Origin of the sequence: Paraburkholderia caffeinitolerans (assembly GCF_902859945.1) — a bacterium.
GTDB lineage: Bacteria > Pseudomonadota > Gammaproteobacteria > Burkholderiales > Burkholderiaceae > Paraburkholderia > Paraburkholderia caffeinitolerans.
This window is the reverse complement of the sequence record NZ_CADIKL010000016.1, coordinates 139,724-160,442: the sequence shown is the minus strand read 5'-3', so window position 1 is coordinate 160,442 and position 20,719 is coordinate 139,724. Positions and strand designations below refer to the sequence as shown.

At 65.1% G+C, this 20,719-nt stretch carries 16 protein-coding genes; 12 read left to right on the top strand and 4 right to left on the bottom strand.

The window, feature by feature from the left end:
• Nucleotides 1-103: 103 nt before the first annotated feature.
• The gene (locus tag HV773_RS17905) at nucleotides 104-274 is read right to left on the bottom strand and encodes a hypothetical protein (protein WP_175196065.1); all 171 of its coding nucleotides are present in this window, start codon (nucleotides 272-274) and stop codon (nucleotides 104-106) included.
• Between the two features lie 478 nt (nucleotides 275-752).
• On the opposite strand from HV773_RS17905, the gene HV773_RS37410 reads away from it, so the two are divergent.
• From HV773_RS37410 to HV773_RS17865, 8 genes are all read left to right on the top strand, one after another.
• Nucleotides 753-1,169: a nuclear transport factor 2 family protein gene (locus HV773_RS37410; RefSeq protein ID WP_175196092.1), complete on the top strand. Its 417-nt coding sequence runs from the start codon at nucleotides 753-755 to the stop codon at nucleotides 1,167-1,169.
• 3 nt (nucleotides 1,170-1,172) lie between these two features.
• Nucleotides 1,173-2,030: an SDR family NAD(P)-dependent oxidoreductase gene (locus HV773_RS17895; protein ID WP_175196063.1), complete on the top strand. Its 858-nt coding sequence runs from the start codon at nucleotides 1,173-1,175 to the stop codon at nucleotides 2,028-2,030.
• A gap of 53 nt (nucleotides 2,031-2,083) precedes the next feature.
• On the top strand, nucleotides 2,084-2,920 hold the full coding sequence (locus HV773_RS17890; protein WP_175196062.1) for an SDR family NAD(P)-dependent oxidoreductase: 837 nt from the start codon (nucleotides 2,084-2,086) through the stop codon (nucleotides 2,918-2,920).
• Between the two features lie 64 nt (nucleotides 2,921-2,984).
• Entirely contained in the window at nucleotides 2,985-3,893 is a 909-nt protein-coding gene (locus HV773_RS17885; RefSeq protein ID WP_175196060.1) for an NAD-dependent epimerase/dehydratase family protein, read from the top strand.
• Nucleotides 3,894-4,089: 196 nt separating this feature from the next.
• The gene (locus HV773_RS17880; RefSeq protein WP_175196058.1) at nucleotides 4,090-5,244 is read left to right on the top strand and encodes a pyridoxal phosphate-dependent aminotransferase; all 1,155 of its coding nucleotides are present in this window, start codon (nucleotides 4,090-4,092) and stop codon (nucleotides 5,242-5,244) included.
• Between the two features lie 76 nt (nucleotides 5,245-5,320).
• Nucleotides 5,321-6,100, top strand: coding sequence for an ABC transporter substrate-binding protein (locus HV773_RS17875; protein WP_175196056.1), 780 nt, complete (start codon nucleotides 5,321-5,323; stop codon nucleotides 6,098-6,100).
• Nucleotides 6,101-6,103: 3 nt separating this feature from the next.
• Nucleotides 6,104-7,528, top strand: a complete 1,425-nt coding sequence (locus tag HV773_RS17870; RefSeq protein ID WP_175196055.1) for an FAD-binding oxidoreductase — start codon at nucleotides 6,104-6,106, stop codon at nucleotides 7,526-7,528.
• Between the two features lie 49 nt (nucleotides 7,529-7,577).
• Entirely contained in the window at nucleotides 7,578-8,750 is a 1,173-nt protein-coding gene (locus HV773_RS17865; protein ID WP_175196053.1) for an alpha-hydroxy acid oxidase, read from the top strand.
• Nucleotides 8,751-8,782: 32 nt separating this feature from the next.
• On the opposite strand, the gene HV773_RS17860 is transcribed toward HV773_RS17865, so the two are convergent.
• Entirely contained in the window at nucleotides 8,783-9,694 is a 912-nt protein-coding gene (locus HV773_RS17860) for a hypothetical protein (protein ID WP_175196051.1), read from the bottom strand.
• 137 nt (nucleotides 9,695-9,831) lie between these two features.
• On the opposite strand from HV773_RS17860, the gene HV773_RS17855 reads away from it, so the two are divergent.
• From HV773_RS17855 to HV773_RS17840, 4 genes are all read left to right on the top strand, one after another.
• On the top strand, nucleotides 9,832-10,698 hold the full coding sequence (locus HV773_RS17855) for a M15 family metallopeptidase (RefSeq protein WP_175196090.1): 867 nt from the start codon (nucleotides 9,832-9,834) through the stop codon (nucleotides 10,696-10,698).
• 194 nt (nucleotides 10,699-10,892) lie between these two features.
• Nucleotides 10,893-14,786 (top strand): type VI secretion system membrane subunit TssM, encoded by a 3,894-nt coding sequence (gene tssM, locus HV773_RS17850; RefSeq protein ID WP_175196049.1) that lies wholly within the window; start codon nucleotides 10,893-10,895, stop codon nucleotides 14,784-14,786.
• Nucleotides 14,783-15,793, top strand: a complete 1,011-nt coding sequence (tagF, locus tag HV773_RS17845; RefSeq protein ID WP_175196047.1) for a type VI secretion system-associated protein TagF — start codon at nucleotides 14,783-14,785, stop codon at nucleotides 15,791-15,793. Before tssM ends, tagF begins: the two co-directional genes overlap by 4 nt.
• Nucleotides 15,777-16,754 (top strand): OmpA family protein, encoded by a 978-nt coding sequence (locus tag HV773_RS17840; RefSeq protein ID WP_246282320.1) that lies wholly within the window; start codon nucleotides 15,777-15,779, stop codon nucleotides 16,752-16,754. The genes tagF and HV773_RS17840 overlap by 17 nt, the downstream gene beginning before the upstream one ends.
• An 82-nt stretch (nucleotides 16,755-16,836) precedes the next feature.
• Here HV773_RS17840 and tssA read toward each other — a convergent pair whose 3' ends face one another.
• Together tssA and tssH are read right to left on the bottom strand one after the other, a co-directional pair.
• Entirely contained in the window at nucleotides 16,837-18,006 is a 1,170-nt protein-coding gene (gene tssA, locus HV773_RS17835) for a type VI secretion system protein TssA (protein ID WP_175196045.1), read from the bottom strand.
• A gap of 2 nt (nucleotides 18,007-18,008) precedes the next feature.
• Nucleotides 18,009-20,696 (bottom strand): type VI secretion system ATPase TssH, encoded by a 2,688-nt coding sequence (tssH, locus tag HV773_RS17830; RefSeq protein WP_175196043.1) that lies wholly within the window; start codon nucleotides 20,694-20,696, stop codon nucleotides 18,009-18,011.
• Nucleotides 20,697-20,719: the final 23 nt, after the last annotated feature.

The following is a 20,719-nucleotide window of genomic DNA, read 5'->3' as shown; positions in this document are numbered from 1 at the left end:
TGCATCGCCGGCAGAAGCAGCCTCATGTTATCCGCAACCTGTTTCAGGAGAAGCATGTTCGCTACGCAGCTTGATCCAATATACGCACTATTTATTGAACTGGTCAGTAACTCGCCTGCAGTTCGCGCCTGATCAACTCGAGCGCGTCTGCCCATGGAGGCGTTTCGAGCGGTCCCTGATAGATGGCCGCCATCAGTTCGCTGAAGGCCGCAATCTCGGGGTTCGCCTTTATATTCGAAAGTCGGCTTTCTTGCGAAACCCAATTCGTCCGCATCAACACACTCCACCCTCCATGCCACCTGGTTCGATCCTGCCCGCTGCGTCGATAGCTCCACGCGTCGATCAACCGGCGTTGCGCCGGACCACCATAAGTTAGCGGCGGGCCTGACAGCAGCCATCATCCGTTTCGATTACGGGAAAACGCGCACTGGCCAAAAAAAGCGTCTGATGCTGCATGACAGCAATTTAGCGCGCCATTATCTTCGCAAGGGCACATGTTGACGCTGGAATCCCCAAAATTTCGATTTTTCAGCGTAGAAATCCCCCTCTTTTATATTTGCTGCGTCGCACGATTTTCATCTGCGGAAACACCGCGCCGGTCAGCTCGGCGTCTCGCCCGGGACCCGCCCTGCTCCATACGGATGAGGAGAAGCGGTCGATTCGATGGGAATCTGCCGTTGCGCTGCCGCGCGGCGTTCGTTCCGACGCGCATGCGCAGCGAATTTCATCCGATCAATTCACCGGAGCACGTCATGGCCGACCCGAATGCCCGCCACGCGCTGTACGACCTCGCCTGCCGCTACGCGCAGGCGGTCGACCGGCGCGACTGGGCGCAACTCACCGAAATGTTCGTCCCTGATGCGCAACTGAGCGGCCCCGCCTTCATGTTCGGCGACCGCGATGCGATCGTCGCCGGCCTGCGTGGAATCGAGCGCTACGACACCACCCAGCACCACATCCATAATCAGTTGCTGGCATTCGAAGGCAACGACGCGACGGCCGAAACGTACTGCATTGCTCAGCACGTCTACACGGTCGACGGAGTCAAGCGCAAGCTCGATTGGGGGATGCGCTATCACGACCGCTGCGTTTTCGACGGCTCTGCGTGGCGCTTTGCGTCGCGCTCGCTGCTCGTCGACTGGACGCAAGATCTTCCGTTGGAGGGATGAGCCATGCGTACCTCACCTCCCCTCGACAACAAGGTGGCGCTCGTGACAGGCGGCTCGGGTGGCATCGGCGCGGCTTGCGCGCGAGCGCTGCTCGAAGACGGCGCAGCCGTGGTTCTGATGGGTCGTCGCCGCGACGCGCTTGAACGCGTCCAGCAGCAACTGGCCGGCACGGTGCCGGACGGCCGGGTTGTCATCTACGCCGGTGATGCCTGCGCGCCGAAAGACATGCAGGATGCGATGACGTTCGCGTGGTCGCTGCAGGACCGCCTCGACATCGTCGTGCCAACGGTCGGCGGCGGTGGGTTCCGGCCGATCCTGATGCATGACGCCGATACGGTTCGCGCAGAACTGGACCTTAACCTGACAAGCGCGTTTCTAGCGATTCGCTATGGCGCTCCGCTGCTGGCGCAAAGCGGTGGCGGATCGATCGTCTGCATCTCGTCGACGGCGGCGCGAATGAATTTCCGCTGGCTGTCCTTGTATTGCGCGGCGAAGGCCGGCCTCGAAGCGCTGGTCAAGGGAGCTGCCGAGGAACTTGGTAGTGCGAAGGTCCGTGTCAACGCGGTGCGGCCCGGCCTGACCCGTTCGGAGTCGACGCAAGCCATGTTCAGTACGCCGTCGATCGTCGATGGTTTCATCGAGCAGGTGCCAATCGGCACGCTCGGCGAGCCCGAATACATTGCGCGCGCGGTGCGCTATCTCGCCGGACCGGAATCCGGCTGGGTGACGGGTCAGAGTTTCGCGGTCGACGGAGGTCACGAATTGCGCGCGAATCCGCGCCTGGACGACGCAATCGCGCACCTCTACGGCGTACCGGCCCTCGATGCCGTCAAAGCCGGACGTGCGCCGGACGACGTTTGACAATCCGTCGCTGTGAAGCGGCACATTATCTTCCAAACCAGAAGGAGTACAGAATGTTTGAATTCACCGGCAAAACCGTGCTGATTACCGGGGGTGGCGCGGGCATCGGCCGTGCGTGCGCGCAGGCGTTTGGCGCGTCGGGCGCGCGCGTGGTGGTCGCGGAGATCGACGCGGCTCGCGCCCAGAACGTACGGCAGGCGCTCGAAGCCGCGGGCGTCGAATCGGTCGTGGAAGTCGTGGACGTCACGCGCGCCGACCAGGTCGCCGCGCTGGCGCGCACGATCGACGCGCGCTTCGGCGGTCTCGACGTGCTCATCAACAACGTCGGCGACTTCCTGCAGATCGCCAAGCCGTTCGACGACTACACCGACGACGACATCGCGCGCCTGTACGACGTCAACCTGCGCCAGGTGTTCATCGTGACGCGCGCAATGTTGCCACTGCTGCGTCGGCGCGGTGCGGGCGGCAGCATTATCAGCGTTTCGTCAATCGAGGGCTTCCGCGCGATTCCGAACTGTGCGGTGTACGCGTCGTTCAAGGCCGCGATATCGGGCCTCACGAAGAGCCTCGCGCTCGAACTCGGGCCGGCCGGTATTCGCGTCAACCAGATCGCACCCGAGACGACCGAGACACCGCAGGTGCCGACCTCATTGATGGTGGCGGCCGAACACCGCGACCACATCAAACGCTGGATTCCGCTCGGCCGCTTTGGCGAACCCGACGACATCGCAGGCGCCGCGATGTATCTTGCCAGCCCCTTTGCCGCGTGGGTCAGCGGCACGACCCTGCATGTCGATGGCGGCGCGCTCGCCGCAGCGGGCTGGTATCGCGACCCGAAGGGCTTCTGGACGAACATCCCTGTCGTGACCGGCAACGGCTTCAACTTCTGAGCGGCAACGCACGCGCTTTCTTTCCATTATTGCGGCGGTGCAGTCACCGCCTTCGGAGACAACCATGAACATCCTCATCATCGGCGGCACCGGGCTCATCGGCGGTCACGCAGCGCTCTACCTGAAGGACCAGGGCAATACGGTCACGCTCGCGGCGCGCAAGCCGGTCGCGCCGGGCTCCGCGCTCGCGCAGTTCGCAGTGCTGCAACGCGATTACATTGCAGGCGACTTCACGCGCGAAGATCTCGCACGCTTCGACGCGATCGTGTTCGCGGCCGGCAACGACATCCGCCATCTGCCGCCGGGCACCGACGAAGCCGCGCACTGGGAGCGCGCGAACGTGGACGCCGTGCCGCGCTTCTTCGAGCTTGCCCGTGCGGCCGGCGTGAAGAAAGCCGTCCTGGTGGGCAGTTTCTATCCGCAGGTCGCGCCTGAACTCGTCGATACGGTGCCCTACGTGCGCTCGCGCCATCTGGCCGACCAGCGCGTGCGCGCGCTGGCCACGCCGGAATTCTCGGTGTGCAGCGTCAATGCGCCGTTCGTCGTCGGATCAGTGCCGGGCCTGCGCAACGAGATGTTCGCGGCCTACTCGAGCTATGCGGCAGGCAAAATCGCCGGACTCCCGGTCTACGGGCCGGCGGGCGGCAGCAACTTCATCTCGACGCAATCGCTCTCGGAGGCGATTTGGGGCGCGCTGCAACGCGGCGCATCCGGCAAAGGCTATCTGGTCGGCGACGAGAACCTGACCTTCGCCGATTACTTCGCCGCTTTCTTCCGCGCGGCCGGCAATGCGCAAACCGTACCGTCGCTTGACCAGGAACACCCGCTACTGCCCGACATGGCGATCTACACCGGACGCGGCAACGTCGTATCCTACGAGCCCGATGCGGCCGATCTCGCGCTGCTTCGCTATCGCCGCGGCGACATTCAGCGCGCGGTCAACGAGGTCGTCGCGAACTGCCGCGCACAGTAACGATCCGCGCGCGGCGCAGGGGCCGGCAGGCGGCGCGTCCGGGGGGCGCACGCGCCGTCCGCCCCACCGGCATGCATTTAACTCATGCCGGCCATGAAAAATTGTCGATTGGCGTCGAATACCGCTCCGAATACAGTTTCGGATACTTGATCGCGCGCACGCGCGTCGATCAATATTCGTTCCAGAAGGAGAATTCATGCGAAGCGCCACCGTCCCCCGTTCCAAGCTGCCCGACGTCGGCACCACGATCTTTACCGTGATCGGGCAACTCGCGGCCGAGCACGATGCGCTGAACCTCTCGCAAGGCGCACCGAACTTCGCTCCCGATCCCGCGCTCGTCGAAGGCGTCGCGCGTGCGATGCGCGAAGGCCACAACCAGTACGCGCCGATGGCCGGCATCGGCGCGTTGCGCGACGCGCTCGCCGAGAAGACCGAGCGCCTGTACGGCACGCGCTACGACCCGTCCAGCGAAATCACCGTGGTCGGGAGCGCGAGCGAAGGCCTCTACGCTTCGATCAGCGCACTCGTCCATCCCGGCGACGAGGTGATCTACTTCGAGCCCTCGTTCGACAGCTATGCGCCGATCGTGCGGATGCAGGGCGCAACGCCGGTGCCGATCAAGCTCGTGGCGCCGCATTTCCGCGTCGACTGGGACGCGGTTGCCGCCGCGATCACGCCGCGCACGCGGATGATCATCGTGAATACGCCGCATAATCCGACCGCCACGGTTTTCTCCGCCGAAGACATCGCCCAGCTCACCCGCCTCACCCGGCAGACCGACATCGTGATCCTGTCCGACGAGGTGTACGAGCACGTCGTGTTCGACGGCGCGCGGCACGAAAGCATGGCGCGGCACCGCGAGCTCGCGGAGCGCAGCGTGATCGTGTCGTCGTTTGGCAAGTCGTTTCATGTGACCGGCTGGCGCGTCGGCCACATGGTCGCGCCGGCCGAACTGATGGACGAGATCCGCAAGGTTCACCAGTTCATGATGTTCTCGGCCGACACGCCCATGCAGGTCGCGTTCGCGGAAATGCTCGAGCAGCCGGAAAGTTATCTCGGCCTGGCCGCGTTTTATCAGCACAAGCGCGACCTGCTCGCACGCGAGCTCGAAGGTTCACGCTTGGAGTTGCTGCCGAGCGAAGGCTCGTTTTTCATGCTCGCGCGTTTCCGGCACTTCTCCGACGAGCGCGACAGCGACTTCGTGCTGCGCCTGATCCGCGATGCGCGCGTCGCAACGATTCCGCTGTCCGCGTTCTATACGGACGGCACCGACAATGGTGTAATCCGGCTCAGCTTCTCGAAGGACGATGCGACGCTGGTGGAAGGCGCGCGGCGGCTTTGCAGCATTTGATGTGACGGTTGGATCACCGGCGGGGCAACCGTCCGCCGATCACTGACATTCCCTGGACCTGGAAGAGTAAATCACGATGAAACACCTGAAAATTTGCCTCGCCCTCGCCTGCGCGTTCGGTTCCGGCGCGGCGCTCGCCGGCTCGGATACGCTGCGCTACGGCCTTGAAGCCGAATATGCGCCGTTCGAATCGAAGTCGCCGAGCGGCCAACTGGTCGGCATGGACATCGACGTCGGCAACGCGGTGTGCAAGACCGCGCAGCTCAAGTGCACGTGGGTCGAGACGTCGTTCGACGGCCTCATCCCCGCCCTGAACGGCCGCAAGTTCGACGCGATCAACTCGGGGATGAACGCGACCGACAAGCGCCGCGAGGCCATCGACTTCACGCACGTCATCTACCGCGTGCCGACGATGCTGATCGCGCGCGCCGGCAGCGGCCTGCAGCCGACACCCGCATCGCTGAAGGGCAAGCGCGTCGGCGTGCTGCAGGCGTCGGTCCAGGAAACCTACGCGAAGGTTCACTGGGAGTCGGCGGGCGTTTCGGTCGTGTCGTACCAGGACCAGAACCAGGCCTACGCCGATCTGGCCGCCGGGCGCCTCGACGCCACCCTCGTGCAGGCGCCGTCGGGCCAGTCCGGCTTCCTCGATCGCCCCGAGGGCAAGGGTTTCGCGTTCGCCGGCGGCGCGGTGCGCGACGACAAGATCCTCGGCGCCGGCATCGCGTTTGGCCTGCGCAAGGGCGACGCTGCGCTGAAGGACAAGCTCAACGCGGCGATCGACAAGCTGAAGGCCGATGGCACCGTGAAGTCGCTCGGCCAGAAGTACTTCGGCAACGCGGACATCTCCGCGGAGTAACGCATGCCGATTCACGATATGGCGACCGCATGCGGTGAACCGGGCCACGCGGCAACGGACGCGCTCGACGCCGCGCTCATTGCCGAACTCGGCGCTGACATCGTCACGCGATCGGCCGATATCGAGCCGCACTACTTCACCGCGTACAACGAAGCGCCCGGCGCGCGGCCGCGTGCGCTGGTGCGGCCACGCAGCGTCGACGACGTCTCGCGCACGCTCGCGTTGTGCACGAAACTCCAGCAGCCCGTGGTGCCCCAGGGCGGGCTGACCGGGCTCGCGCGCGGCGCGGTCGCGCTCGGCGGCGAGATCGTGTTGTCGATGGAGCGCTTCGCCGGCATCGAGTCGATCGACGCGGCGGCCGGCACGATCACGGTGCGCGCGGGCACGCCGTTGCAGGTGGTTCAGGAAGCCGCGGAAGCCGCCGGCTTCACGTTCGGCGTCGATCTCGGCGCGCGCGGCTCGTGCCAGGTCGGCGGCGCCATCGCCACCAATGCGGGCGGCACGCGCGCGATCCGCTATGGCGTGATGCGCGAGCAGGTGCTCGGGCTCGAAGCCGTGCTCGCCGACGGCACGGTCGTTTCGTCGATGAGCCGGGTGCTGAAGAACAACACCGGCTACGACCTCAAGCAGTTGTTCATCGGCAGCGAGGGCACGCTCGGGATCATCACGCGCGCAGTGCTGCGTCTGCGCCCGAAGCTCGCGCCCCCTGCCACCGCGATGTGCCGCGTCGCCGATTACGACGCGGTCGTGCGCCTGTGGGACCGGATGCGCGCGGTGCCGGAGGTCGTCAGCTTCGAGGCGATGTGGCCGTCGTTTTACCAGTATGTCGGCCGCCATACGCCCGACGTCACCGCGCCGTTCGCCGGCGAGGACGGTTTCGCCGTGCTGATCGAATGCGCCACCAGCGCGCCGGGCGGCGATGCGGCACAGACGCTCGAAACGTGTCTGGCGGACTGCTTCGAAGCGGGGCTCGTCGACGATGCGGCGCTCGCGACTTCGGAGCGGCAAGCGCGTGACATGTGGCTGCTGCGCGAGGGTCTCGCGATCGACGCGCTGCCGAATCTCATCAATTTCGACGTGAGTCTGCCAACCGGCGAGCTCGGCGAGTTCGCGCAACGTTGCGAGGCGGCGCTGCGCGCGCGCTGGCCTGACGTGGTGTGCCTGTTCTTCGGGCACGTCGGCGACGGCAACATCCATATCGGCGCGTCGCTCGCCGAACTCGACGAGGCCCTCGCGGAAGAACTCGACCGCACGGTCTACGGCGTCGTGCAGGAAATGGATGGATCGATTTCGGCGGAGCACGGAATCGGCGTACTGAAACGGCCCTACCTGGGCTGCACGCGCAGCGACGCCGAAATCGGCATGATGCGCCGCTTGAAAGCGGCGCTCGATCCGCAGCAGCTCCTCAATCCGGGGAAGGTCCTTTAAGCGGCAGCGGCGCTAGACGCAGCTTGACGTGATTGGGACGTACACCGAAATGAAACGCAAACTCTATAGCGGACGCAATCCGGCCCGCGCGGTCGCGATTGCCGATCTTCAGGCGATGGCGCGCCGGCGCCTGCCCCACTTCGCGCTCGAATACCTCGAATGCGGCGCCGAGGACGAACTCGGCGTCCACGCGAATCGCGCGGCGTTCGAGGCGCTTCGGCTCGTGCCGCGCACGCTGCGCGACGTCTCGGCTCGTTCGATCGAAACGCAGTTCAAGGGCGGCAATTCGGCAGCGCCGATGGCAGTCGGCCCGACCGGTTTCAACGGCATGCTATGGCGCGATGCCGATATCGCGCTGGCACGAGCAGCCGCTCAAAGCGGCGTGCCGTTCTGCCTCGCGACGCTTGCGAGCGCAAGCATCGAGCGCGTCGCCGCAGCCACGCGCGAGTGGCCCGCTGCGCCGCGCTGGCTCCAGCTCTACATGTTCCAGGACCGGCAATGCACGCTGGAGCTCATGCAGCGTGCCCGTGATGCGGGATACACATCGCTCGTGCTGACGACCGACGCGACCGTGTACGGCAATCGCAACTGGGAAGCGCGCAATTACCGTGGCTTCAAAAAGCCGGACTTCAGGAACCTGCTCAACACCGCAACGTGCTGGCGCTGGCTCGCCAATGTGTATGCGCCTGGACTGCCGCGCTTCGAGAATCTCGACGGCTTCATCGGCAAGCGCGCGAGCGCGCTCGACGCGGCCGAGTGGATCGAGCGTCAGATGGACACGACGCTCGCGTGGCGCGACGTCGAATGGCTGCGCGAGCGCTGGGACGGCACGCTGATCCTGAAAGGCATCCTTGACGCGGACGACGCTTCGCAGGCCGTGCGTTGCGGCGTGGACTCGATCGTGGTGACGAACCATGGCGGCCGGCAGCTCGATGCTGCGATCCCGAGCGTCGCGGCGCTGCCGGCCATCGCCGATGCAGTTGGCGGGCGCGCCGAGATTCTGCTCGACTCCGGCGTTCGGCGCGGGATGGACGCGCTCAAGGCGCGCCGTCTTGGCGCCCAAGGCGTGCTGCTCGGACGCGCCACGCTCTATGGCGTGGCGGCGGCAGGCGAACGGGGTGCGTTGCGCGCGCTGGAGATCATTCGGAGTGAAATCGACAACGGGCTCGCACAGCTCGGTTGCGCGAGTCTCGATCGGCTCGCCGATATTGCGATCGCGTAACGCCCCTCGTCAGGGGCCGCGCCGCCGCAATCTCAATGCTCGTTGCTTGCCCGCGCCGCCGAGGGGCATGCGGGATCCTGGCCCCAGTGGCCATCGCACACGCGCCAGCGGCACAACTGGTCTTCGAAGAACCCGCGCTCGCCGCATGCCTTCACTTGCTGCGCAAGCGAAGCCGTGTTGTCGGCCGATGCCTTGGCTTTCGACCCGCGCGCGGCCGTTTTCGTATCGGCCGGCTTGGTGCGCGCAACGAGCACGGCCAGCAGATCGACATCGGAGTCGTCCTTCTTCGCAGCGTTGCCCGGCTTCTTCGACGGCGCAACCGTGCCCTTGCTTTCCGCACGATGGGCGGAGGCCGTCTGCTGCTTTGCCGCGCCCTTCTCGCGCGACTGCGCCTGCGCATGAGGAGCCTGCGCCTGCGCCGCTTTAGGCGTTGCTGCCGCAACCGTGGCGCTGCTGGCGTTGCCCACCCCACCTGCCAGCGCGCGCGAAAGCCTGTCTGCATCGCTAGCCGGCCTGGCGTTGGCCGCATCGTCGTCGGAAACGATCTTTGCCGCTTGCGACGCCGAGCCTGCGTCCGGCGCGCTGGTCTGTGCGCTCGCAACGACTGCCTGCGACGCGCTAGCTGCCGCCACCGCGAGCGTGGCGCTCGCCGGTGCGGCCACGCTCGCTGCCGTGGATGGCGCGCGCGTCATCAGGTGCCATGCGCCGAACGCGCCGGCGCCGATCACGAGCAGCGCCACAAGCGCGGCCGGCTTCGAGGAGCGCGACGCCTTGCCTGCCGGCGCAGCAGGGGGCACGACGCGCCCTTCGAGGTTTGCAAGAATGCGCGAGCCATTGGCCGCGCCGTTGGCGGGCGCGCTAGCCGCCTTGGCGGCGTTATCGGCTAGCAGGCTGGGGCGAGCGCTGGGTGAAGCTTTAGAACGGGAGTTGTCCGGCACACTCATTAGAGTCTCATTCGAATCGTGCACATTGAATCGGGCCTGTTTCGCCGTGATAATACGTGTCGGCCCGACTTCGGGCAGGCCTGATTCTAAAATCAAGCATTACAAAAAACAATTGCCTCCAGTTCACGGGGTTGCTTTTGGTTGCCATTGCACTCGTTGTCTATTTCGTCGTTACCGTTCCCCTGGCGGCAATACTGCTTTTTCCGGGCGTGCGGGCGGGGTTTATCGAAGCAGTATCCAATCTGCATAACCACATTGCGCGACGTGCTTCAGCAAGCGCCACGCATGCGCGCAAAGGCATTTCAAGGTCGGCAAAATATTCTCAATCGACCGTAACCGGCATGCAAAATTTGCTGATTAAACGGCGCTTGCTGATTTTGTCGACGACAGGTATTCTTGCGACGCCGCCGCTGATTGCTATTGCGCTTCGCGGCCACCAGTTATTCCAATACGATGACACGCTTCGGGCGCCCGATGAAAAAATCGCGGCGCTGCTCAATGGCGAGCAGCTCGTTCCGCCTCCACCATTGCCGCCCGAAGCGTTCGCCTCACGGGAGGTCGAACAGATTCGCCCCGCATTGGTGGATGCGAGTCGCGACTGGAATCTGCTCGATCCCGACTTCCGTACGCGTCTATTGCTCGCTTATAAAATCATGCACGAGCAATACGGTTATCAAATGGCCTTGCTGGAAGGTTATCGGAGCCCCGACCGGCAGGACCGGCTGGCGAAAATGGGGAGCAACGTGACCAATGCCGCGGCGTTTCAGAGCTATCACCAATATGGTCTCGCGGCGGATAACGCGTTTTTACGTGACGGCAAGCTCGTCATTTCAGAAAAAGATCCTTGGGCCATGCGCGGCTATCAGTTATATGGCCAGGTTGCTGAGCAGGTCGGGCTAACGTGGGGTGGCCGGTGGAAAATGATGGATCTTGGGCACGTCGAATATCACAAGCCCGGGTTCGTGCTCGGGCGCAGGGCCGCGGCTCTTCAAAAAGTCCAATAGCGCGCCAATGAATATGACATTGACGCGCCCTGCCCGCTTCACGGCTAGTTTCACCGCTCACTTCGCCGAATTAGCACCATCCGCCGACACGCGCGACACGGTTTCGCAACCGAACGCCGATAAGCTCATGCGGCCCGCCGCGGCCGCCGCGGATCACCAGAACAGCACTCAAAGCACCAGGACCTGACCGGCTTATGCAACGCTTCCTCAACGGGTTGACCGACAAGCGCACGATTTCCATTCTCGGCTTCATCGCGCTGGCCTCGATCCTGTCCTTTGCCGCCGACAAACTGCAAATCGATCCGGTATGGGTCGTGGTCGTGCTCGGCGCGGTGCTCGCCCTGTGCCTGCTCGTGTGGATCGTGCGCCGCATCCGCGTGCGCCGCGCCAATAACAATCTCGGCAATATGCTCGAGCAGCAGGCCCAGGTCGAAAGCACCAGCAGCGCCGCCGCCGCTGCCGCGAGCGGCAAAGAAGCCGAACTCGACGTACTGCGCACGCGCCTCGTCGACACGGTCAAGACCATCAAGACGTCGAAGATCGGCCAGCTTTCGGGCGGCTCGGCGCTTTACGAACTGCCGTGGTACATCGTGATCGGCAATCCGGCGGCGGGCAAAAGCAGCGCCGTGCTCAACTCGGGCCTGCAGTTTCCCTTCGCCGACAAGAAAGACGCCATCGTGCACGGCATCGGCGGCACGCGTAACTGCGACTGGTTCTTCACGACCGAAGGCATTCTGCTCGATACGGCGGGCCGCTACTCGGTGCACGAGGAAGACCGCGGCGAATGGCTCGGCTTTCTCGGCCTGCTCAAGCGCTATCGCCCGAAGGCGCCCATCAACGGCATCATCGTGACAGCCAGCATTGCCGAGCTCACGGGCAACCGCCCCGAATTCGCGATCAATCTCGCGAAGAACCTGCGCCAGCGCGTGCAGGAGCTCACCGAAAAGCTCGAAGTGTTCGCGCCGGTCTACGTGATGTTCACGAAGGTCGACCTCATCACGGGCTTCACGGAATTCTTCAGCGGCAGCGACCGCAACGAATACGACCGCGTCTGGGGCGCCACCCTGCCCTACGAGCCCGACGAAAAGCGCGACGTCGTCACGCTGTTCGACGAGCGCTTCGAAGAGCTCTACGACGGCCTCAAGGAAATCAGCATCGCGCAGATGTCGATCAGCCGCGGCAACGCGCTCACGCCCGGTCAACTGAGCTTCCCGCTCGAGTTTTCCACCATCAAGCCCGCGCTGCGCGCGTTCCTCGCCACGCTGTTCGAGAACAATCCGTTCCAGTACAAGCCCATTTTCCGGGGCTTCTACTTCACGAGCGCATTGCAGGAAGGCGAGACCAACAGCGCCGCCGCACAGCGCATCGCCAATCGCTTCACGCTCTCGACCGACAGCCTGCCCAAGCCGCAAGCAGCGTTCTCAAAAAACGGCTTCTTCCTGAAAGACCTGTTTTCCAAGGTGATTTTCGCCGACAAGCAAACAGTCCGCCAATTCGCGAGCCCCGCCAAGACGCGCCTGCGCTACGCCACGTTCTTTGGCGTGGTGGCCGCGCTCGCGCTGGCGCTCGGCGGCTGGACATGGTCGGCGATCAACAACCAGCAGCTTGTGGCCAACGTTCAGGCCGACCTCGACAACGTCGAAAAGCTCCAGCAGAACCGCAACGACCTGCAATCGCGCCTGCAGGCAATGGACATTCTCGAAGACCGCATCGAGCAGCTCGAGCAGTTCCGCCGCAGCAAACCGCTCGCGGTGTCGCTGGGCCTGTATCAGGGCGACCGCGTCGAGCAGCATCTGCTGCAGGAGTACTACAACGGCGTGCGCCAGATCCTGCTCGCGCCGGTCTCGCAGAATGTCGAAGGCTTCCTCAAGGAAGTCGATGCGCATCCCGACCAGCTCGCGCCCATGACGCACGCGCCCGAATCGGGCGCGGCGCCGGTTTCCGCGCGCGCGGCCATGGCGAACGCGAACCAGGGCGGCCTCTATAGCGATGCGTCGCCCACCAGCGTCGAGGACGCGTACAACGCGCTCAAGACCTACCTGATGCTCTCCGACAAGCGTCATGTGGAAGCCGCCCACCTCACCGACCAGATCGCGCGCTTCTGGCGCGGCTGGCTCGAACAGAATCGCGGCAACATGCCTCGCGACGAGATGATCAAGAGCGCCGAGCGCATGATCACCTTCTATCTCGCGCGCGTATCCGACGACGACTGGCCGATGATCAACGCGAACCTCGCGATCGTCGACCAGACGCGCGAAGACTTGCGCCACGTGGTGCGCGGCATGCCGGCGCGCCAGCGCGTCTATGAAGAAATCAAGGCGCGCGCCTCCACGCGTTTCGCGCCCATGACGGTGGCGCGTATCGTCGGCGACGGCAACTCGTCGCTCGTGGCGGGCAGCTACGCGATTCCCGGCACCTTCACGCGCGAAGCGTGGTTCCAGTATGTGCAGCCCGCGATTCGCGAAGCCGCCACCAAGGAACTGCAGGCGAAGGACTGGGTGCTCAACACCTCGGCCAGCGACGACCTGACGCTCGAAGGCAGCCCCGAGCAGATCCAGAAGACCCTGGTCGGCATGTACAAGACCGAGTATGCGCAGCACTGGCAGAAGTTCATGCAGGGCATTGCCGTGCAGGATTTCGGCAGCTTCGGCCAGGCCGTGGACGCGATGAACCGCCTTGGCGACCCGCAAGATTCGCCGATCCGCAAGATCCTCGAAACCGCGTACGACCAGACCTCGTGGGATAACCCGTCGCTAGTCAACACCACGCTGAAGCAGGCGCAAAGCGGCATCATGGGCTGGTTCAAGAACGTCTTCTCGCGCACCACGAGCGGCCCGATCCAGGCGAACATCGACATCAACGGCAATCCGGTCCAGATGCCAATGGGTCCGATCGGCCAGGCGTTCGCGGGTCTTGGGCGCATCGTCGTCAAGCACGAAAACGGCTCGATGCTCAAGGGCTATATGGACTCGCTCTCGAAGGTGCGCACGCGCTTTAACACCATCAAGAACCAGGGCGATCCGGGACCGGGCGCACGCCAGCTGATGCAGCAGACGCTCGACGGCAGCGGCTCCGAACTCGCCGATTCGCTGAAGTTCGTCGACGAGCAGATGCTCACCGGCCTCACCGACGACCAGCGCAAGGCGCTGCGCCCGCTGCTCGTTCGCCCGCTTATGCAGGCGTATGCGGTGGTGATCCAGCCAGCCAGCGCGGAAGTGAACAAGGTGTGGAACGCGCAGGTGTATCAGCCCTTCCAGGCCTCGCTCGCGAACAAGTATCCGTTCTCGAGCACGGCGAAGATCGAAGCGGGCTCCAGCGAAATCGCCCAGACCTTCGGCCCGGACGGCGCGATCTCGAAGTTCGTGAGCACCACGCTCGGGCCGCTCGCGGTGCGCCGCGGCGACACGCTCACCGCGCGCACGTGGGGCGACATGGGCCTCTCGCTCATGCCCGACTTCACCAACAGCTTCGCGCGCTGGGTCGCACCGCTCGCGGGCGGCGCGGCGAGCACCAGCGCGGGTTCGAGCGAGCCGCAGACCGTGTTCCAGATCCTGCCGCAGCCTTCGAGCGGCACGACCGAGTACACGATTGCGATCGATGGCCAGCAACTGCGCTACCGCAACACGCCGCCGCAGTGGGCCAACTTCGTGTGGCCGAACCCGCAGGGCACGCCGGGCGCGACGCTCTCCGCGACCACCTTCGACGGCCGCACGATCCAACTCGTAAACGAGCCGGGCCGCTATGGTCTCGAGAAGCTGATCAATTCGGCGCAGCGCAGCCGCAAACCGGACGGCACCTTCGATCTCACGTGGACGCAAGGCAGCGTGACGATTTCGGTGAGCATGCGCATCATCAGCACCTCGCAGCCCACGGCCTCGTCCGGCAATGCGCCGCAACAGCAGGGGTTGAGCGGCGTGCAACTGCCTTCCTCGATCGCGAACGTGGGTCCGGCGGGCGCCAATCCCAATGCACCGGGTGCGCCTGGCGCGCCTGGCTCCAACAACGCGCAGAACAACAATGCGCCCGGCGGCGCGGTCACGACGGCCAACGCCACGGGCGCCAACAATAACGCGGGGGAGGCGCAATGACGCAAACCGTTCAGGCGCAGATCGCCTACTTCGGCAAGATCCCGTCGCGCGGCGACTTCGTGAAGAGCCCACACAATCCGCAGCTTCTGCAAACGCTCGACCGCTGGATTGCCGAAGCCATGGACATGCTCACCGACGATCCGCGCTGGAAGATCGTCTACGAAGAAGCGCAGCCGATGCATTTCGCGTTCCTCGGCTCGCAGAGCAAGCTCGCGATCGCGGGGCATATGGTGCCGAGCCACGACCAGTCGTCGCGGCGCTTTCCGTTTCTCGCGGCCACGGCGCTCGAAGTCGAGCAGCCGCTTGCGTTTCTCGCGCGCAGCCCGCTCGCGCTCGCGCGCCTCTGGTCGCGCGTTTGCGCGCAGATGCAGCCGCTGTTGGGCACGAGCGAGCCGGCCGGCGCGCTGCAGGCGCTCGGCGAGATGCACGTGCCGGTGGACGTGGGCGGCGCGGGCAATCCGCACGACGGCACTTTCGCCGATTTCGTCGAGCATCAGACGCTCTCGGGACTCGAGCAAATGCTGCTCGCGAGCGGCCATCCGGTGCGCCTGCGCGGCGCGATGCTCGCGCTCGGCTCGCTGCTGCGCCCCGTGATGACGAGCGGCACGGCTCATCTCGAACGCGGCCTCACACTGCCCTTGCCCGTCGATCCGTTCTATCGCAGCCTCGTGGCGGCGTTCTGGCTCGAACTGATCGCGCCGTTCGTCTCGAAGGCCGACTTCGAACTGGCCATTTTCATGGGCACCATCGCGCAGCGCGAACGGCTCATCGTCGGCTTTAACGGCGCTTCCCCGAAAACCCTGCACAGCGTGGTCGATCCGCAAACCTACGCCGCCCATAACATCGATATCGACGACCCCGAGTGGGTCGACGAACAGGCACAGAACGACCATGGCATCAGCAAACTCGTCAGCTACCTCGACCAGCCGCAACTGTCGCTGCGCGTCTCGATCGACACGTTCCGCGAGGCTTTCATCGGGGAGCCGGTCGATGGCCGCCGTGTTTGAGATGCATAAGCGCGGCGCGCTCGCCGCAGCGGTCGCGCTGGCGCTTGGCGCTTTCGGTGCGCCCGCGTTTGCCGACGAAGCCAGCCCCGCGCGCGTCACGCCCGTGGATACGAGCGGCGGACAGATCCGCACCACGGCGCTGCCTGGCGCCGCGTCCTCTGGCGATGTGGCCAGTGCAACCGGTGTAGCTGCTGGGGCGGTGAATGCGCCCTCCGCTTCCGGCGCGCGCGGTACCGCGAGCTCGATGCCCGCGCCGGCGAACACGACGCCGGGCCAGGTCGTGGTGGGCGGCAAGGTGCCCGACGAAGCGACGCACTCCGCCGTGCTGCAACGCCTGCGCGACACCTATGGCGCGGCGAACGTGGTCGATCAAATCGAAGTGGGCGACGTGGCCACGCCGCCCAACTGGTCGGCGAACGTGCAGAAGCTGATCAACCCTCAGCTCAAGCAGGTGCACAAAGGACAACTGAAGATCGACGGCACCCAGATCGAGGTGCGCGGCGAAGTAGGCAACGAAGCGCAACGCCAGCAGATCGCCAGCGACATGGCCAACGCGCTCAATCCCACCTACACCATCCGCAACGGCCTGCGTGTGAGCGCGTCCGAGCAGGGGCTGCTCGACCAGACGCTGGCGAACCGCACGATCGAATTCGAAACCGGCAGCGCCACACTCGCGCCCCAGGGCCGCGCGATTCTCGACCAGATGGCGGCCGTGCTCGCGAAAATGAACACGCGTACCGTGGAGATCATCGGCCACACCGACAACTCAGGCAATCGCGCATCGAATATCGCGCTGAGCCAGGCGCGCGCGGATACGGTGAAGGGCTACCTCGTCGGCAAGGGCATCTCGCCGCAACAGCTCACGACCGACGGCGTCGGCCCCGACCAGCCCGTGGCTTCGAACGACACGGCCGAAGGGCGCGCGCGCAATCGCCGTATCGAGTTCCGCGCGGGTCTTTGAAACCTTTGAGGCTTCGCCCGCGCTTCGTTAATGCGGTCGACCGGGCAGGCACCCTTCTCCCGGTCGACTCCGCATCACCGCATCACTCTTCGTTCTTCACACCCAGCATCTCGCGGATATGCGAGAGCGTGCTGTCGTCCTTCACCACCGTCGCCAGCCACTGATGCAGCGGCATGCCGGCCCATTCGGCCGCCTTGTCGGCGAGATAGGCCACCGGGCTATGCGGCTCCGTGGCTCGGAAATAATCTGCCACCGCGCGCAGTTGCGCGACGGCGTCTGCACGGCTCTGAATGCCGCCATGCACGTGGCCATGAACACGATTGGAGGTCTGCTGCACGGGTTCCTCGTGGGGCAAGACGGTCTTGAAGCTCGGTTCCGCACGTTCCGGCGTAGAACGCACATTGTTTTGGACTGCTTGTGAAGCGTGCTGCGGGGTATCCGCCTCATGCGATGCTTCCGCCTGCTTCGCCGCCGCGTCCGGATCGACACCCACGTCGCGTGCGAAACGCGTCACCAGACCGTAGACGCTCTCGAACGCATCGCGCGTCTGCCGGAAGCTCGGCGCGGCGTCGCCCGCGCGGCTCTCCAGTTCGTAGTCGAGCGCCGCGAGCGCCGTCTGGAACGCCCTGAATTGCGCGAGCAACGCTTCATAGAACGCGGGCGCCGTGGCGCGCCGCGAGGCATCGATCTGCTCGACAGAGGGCTTGCCGCGCGCAATATCGGCCGCGTTATCGGGATCGCGCTTGATCGCCTGCGCGACATGCTGCGCGACCTCCCAGTCGAGCGCGCTGAACGGCGTGCCCGACTGCGTTAGCGGGACGGCGCGCAGCAGTTCGGCCGAACGCCCCGCTAGCCATGCCACGTTGCCGAGGCGCGACTCGATGTCGTCGCCTTCGGGCAGCGGATGCAGATGATCCCAGAAGCGCTCGACAAGCCCGGTAAGAACCGCGTAGCCCTGCGTGAGGCCGGGCATGCCGTCCTGAATCGCCAACGCCTCGGTTAGCCACACGGCCACGCGCAGATCCTTGGTTTGCGTGGCGAGCAGTTCGGTGCAGCGTTCGGCGACGAAGCCCCAGTCCGCCTCCTTGATCTCCGTGACCCATTCGCCCTGATCGAGCGAGGGATCGTCGAAGCGGCGCGCGTGCGCGATTGCGTCGAAATCCGCGGAAAACAGCAGATCCTCGCCGCACGGCGAGCTGTCGTTGATGGGCGCAAAGATGGGCACGAGTTGCGTGGTGTAGTCGGTCGACATGGTCAATTCACGGTGTATTCGAACTCGCCGGCCTCATTCGCACGCACCGCCACGCTCGCGAGCGCGGTGCCCTGCGCGATGCGTTCGAGCACCTGCTGCGCCAACTCGGGCAGCAGCGTGCCGTTCAGGATGTGATCGACGTTGCGCGCGCCCGAGTCCACTTCGGTGCAGCGGGCCAGCACGGCCTCCACGAGCGAGTCGTCCCACTCGAAGGCGGCGCCGTGATTCGCCTCGATGCGCCGGCGAATGCGTTCGAGCTTGAGTTCGATGATCTCGGCGAGCACGTCGTCGGAGATCGGATAGTACGGAACGACCTTCATACGCCCGAGAAACGCGGGCTTGAAGGTCTTGTAAAGTTGCGGACGCAACAATTCGGCAAGCGCGTCGGCATCCGGCAATTCTTCGGCGGACTTGTTCAGGCACGCCTGCATCACGGCGGACGAACCCACGTTCGAAGTCAGGATGATGAGCGTGTTGCGGAAATCGATGGCGCGCCCTTCGGCGTCGTCCATCGTGCCCTTGTCGAAGATCTGGAAGAACATCTCCAGCACGTCGGGGTGCGCCTTCTCGACCTCGTCGAGCAGCACGACCGAATAAGGATTGCGGCGCACAGCCTCGGTGAGCACGCCGCCTTCGCCGTAACCCACATAGCCCGGCGGCGAGCCCTTCAGGCCCGAGACGCTATGGGCCTCCTGGTACTCGCTCATGTTGATGGTCACGAGCTTGCGTTCGCCGCCATAGAGGATATCGGCAAGCGCCAGCGCGGTTTCGGTCTTGCCCACGCCCGAGGGGCCCACGAACATGAACACGCCGCGCGGCTTATTCGGGTCTTCGAGATTCGCATTCGCCGTGCGCACACGCTGCGCGATCGCGTCGAGCGCGTGGTCCTGGCCGATCACGCGTTCGCCGAGCAGCGGGCTCAGGTTGAGCACGGTCTTGATTTCGTCCTTCACCATGCGGCCCAGCGGAATGCCGGTCCACGACGCCACCACTTCGGCCACCACGTGCGCGTCCACCTGGAGCGGCACCATCGGGCCATCGCCCTGCAGCACGTGCAACTGCTCGACCAGCGCGGGCAGTTCCGCGCGCGCGGCATCGGCGTCGCGGGCGAGGTCGGCAGCGTTTTCCTCTGCGCCCTCTTCCCGCGCAGCGTCGATGCGGCCGCGCAGCGCCGCGATCCGCGCGACGAGTTCGCGCTCCTTCACGTAGCGCGCCTCGTCTTCGGCCACGGCGGCGGCGGCCTCGTCGCGCTGCGCACGCAATTCGCCTAGGCGTTCGTCGTGCGCGGCGCCATTGGCCGCTTCGCGTTCGAGCGCGGCGATTTCCGCATCGATGCGTTCGATGCGGCGCTTGCCGTCGTCGATCGCGCCGGGCGTCGAGCTATGCGCGAGCGCGACCTTCGCGCACGCGGTGTCGAGCACGCTCACCGCCTTGTCGGGCAACTGGCGCGCACTAATGTAGCGATGCGAAAGCCGCACGGCTTCGGTAATAGCCTCGTCGAGAATGCGCACATTGAAGTGGCGCTCCATGAGGCTCGTCATGCCGCGCAGCATCGCTGCCGCGAGCGCCTCGCCGGGCTCTTCGATCTTCACGACCTGGAAGCGCCGCGCAAGCGCCGCATCCTTCTCGAAGTACTTCTTGTACTCGCTCCAGGTGGTGGCCGCGATCGTGCGCAACTCCCCGCGCGCGAGCGCCGGCTTGAGCAGATTGGCCGCATCGTTCTGGCCCGCCTGGCCGCCCGCGCCGATGATGGTATGCGCTTCGTCGATAAACAGCACGATGGGCTGCGGGCTCTTCTTGACCTCGTCGATCACGCTTTTCAGGCGGTTTTCGAACTCGCCCTTCACGCTCGCGCCGGCCTGCAAGAGGCCCATGTCGAGCACGCGCAGCGCAACCTTGCGCAACGGCTCGGGCACGTCGCCCTCAGCGATGCGCAGCGCGAGTCCTTCGACCACCGCGGTTTTACCGACACCGGGCTCGCCCGTGAGAATCGGATTGTTCTGGCGGCGGCGCATCAGGATGTCGATGGTCTGGCGGATCTCGCCTTCGCGGCCGATCACCGGATCCACATGGCCGTCTCGCGCACGCTGCGTGAGATCGGTCGTATAGGTGTCGAGCGCCGGCGTTTTCGAAGGGCCGGCGCCCGCTTGCGCCGGCGCGTCTCCCGATGAAGCAGCGTCGTCCGATGCGTTGCGTTCGGCATCGCGCGGCACGCCTTCCACCGATCCTTCTGTCAATTCATCGAAGCGGTGCTTGAGTTCGGCCACCGGCACGCCGGCAAGACGCGTGGACATGCGTTGCGCGAATTGCGCGAGATCCGGCGCGCTCAACAGCGCGAGCAGCAAATGCCCCGAGCGGATGCGGCCGATTTGCGTATCGAGCGAAGCGATCAGCCAGGCCTGCTCGAACAGCACGACGAGATGCGGCGAAAACACCGGCGTGCGCGCGTTGCCCGTCTTGAAGCGCTGCAATTCGCGCTCGAGATCGGCGCGCACCGCATGCGGATCGATACGCGACGCGCGCAGCGCACACACGAGATCGGACGCCGGCTCTTCGAGCAGCGCAAGAAACAGATGCTCAAGATCGACTTCGTAATGCCCGCGCGACAGGCAGGAACTGGCCGCCCGTTCGGCCGCGAGACGGCTAGTCGTGTTGAGCTTGGTAATCAGGGTTTTAAGGGGCGTGCTCATGTCGTGAAGTCGGTCCAGGCGTG

Bases quoted from the DNA above. Each gene is read 5' to 3' on its own strand.
- HV773_RS17905 (WP_175196065.1), bottom strand. From the start codon at position 274: ATGCGGACGAATTGGGTTTCGCAAGAAAGCCGACTTTCGAATATAAAG.
- HV773_RS37410 (WP_175196092.1), top strand. From the start codon at position 753: ATGGCCGACCCGAATGCCCGCCACGCGCTGTACGACCTCGCCTGCCGC.
- HV773_RS17895 (WP_175196063.1), top strand. From the start codon at position 1,173: ATGCGTACCTCACCTCCCCTCGACAACAAGGTGGCGCTCGTGACAGGC.
- HV773_RS17890 (WP_175196062.1), top strand. From the start codon at position 2,084: ATGTTTGAATTCACCGGCAAAACCGTGCTGATTACCGGGGGTGGCGCG.
- HV773_RS17885 (WP_175196060.1), top strand. From the start codon at position 2,985: ATGAACATCCTCATCATCGGCGGCACCGGGCTCATCGGCGGTCACGCA.
- HV773_RS17880 (WP_175196058.1), top strand. From the start codon at position 4,090: ATGCGAAGCGCCACCGTCCCCCGTTCCAAGCTGCCCGACGTCGGCACC.
- HV773_RS17875 (WP_175196056.1), top strand. From the start codon at position 5,321: ATGAAACACCTGAAAATTTGCCTCGCCCTCGCCTGCGCGTTCGGTTCC.
- HV773_RS17870 (WP_175196055.1), top strand. From the start codon at position 6,104: ATGCCGATTCACGATATGGCGACCGCATGCGGTGAACCGGGCCACGCG.
- HV773_RS17865 (WP_175196053.1), top strand. From the start codon at position 7,578: ATGAAACGCAAACTCTATAGCGGACGCAATCCGGCCCGCGCGGTCGCG.
- HV773_RS17860 (WP_175196051.1), bottom strand. From the start codon at position 9,694: ATGAGTGTGCCGGACAACTCCCGTTCTAAAGCTTCACCCAGCGCTCGC.
- tssM (WP_175196049.1), top strand. From the start codon at position 10,893: ATGCAACGCTTCCTCAACGGGTTGACCGACAAGCGCACGATTTCCATT.
- tagF (WP_175196047.1), top strand. From the start codon at position 14,783: ATGACGCAAACCGTTCAGGCGCAGATCGCCTACTTCGGCAAGATCCCG.
- HV773_RS17840 (WP_246282320.1), top strand. From the start codon at position 15,777: ATGGCCGCCGTGTTTGAGATGCATAAGCGCGGCGCGCTCGCCGCAGCG.
- tssA (WP_175196045.1), bottom strand. From the start codon at position 18,006: ATGTCGACCGACTACACCACGCAACTCGTGCCCATCTTTGCGCCCATC.
- tssH (WP_175196043.1), bottom strand. From the start codon at position 20,696: ATGAGCACGCCCCTTAAAACCCTGATTACCAAGCTCAACACGACTAGC.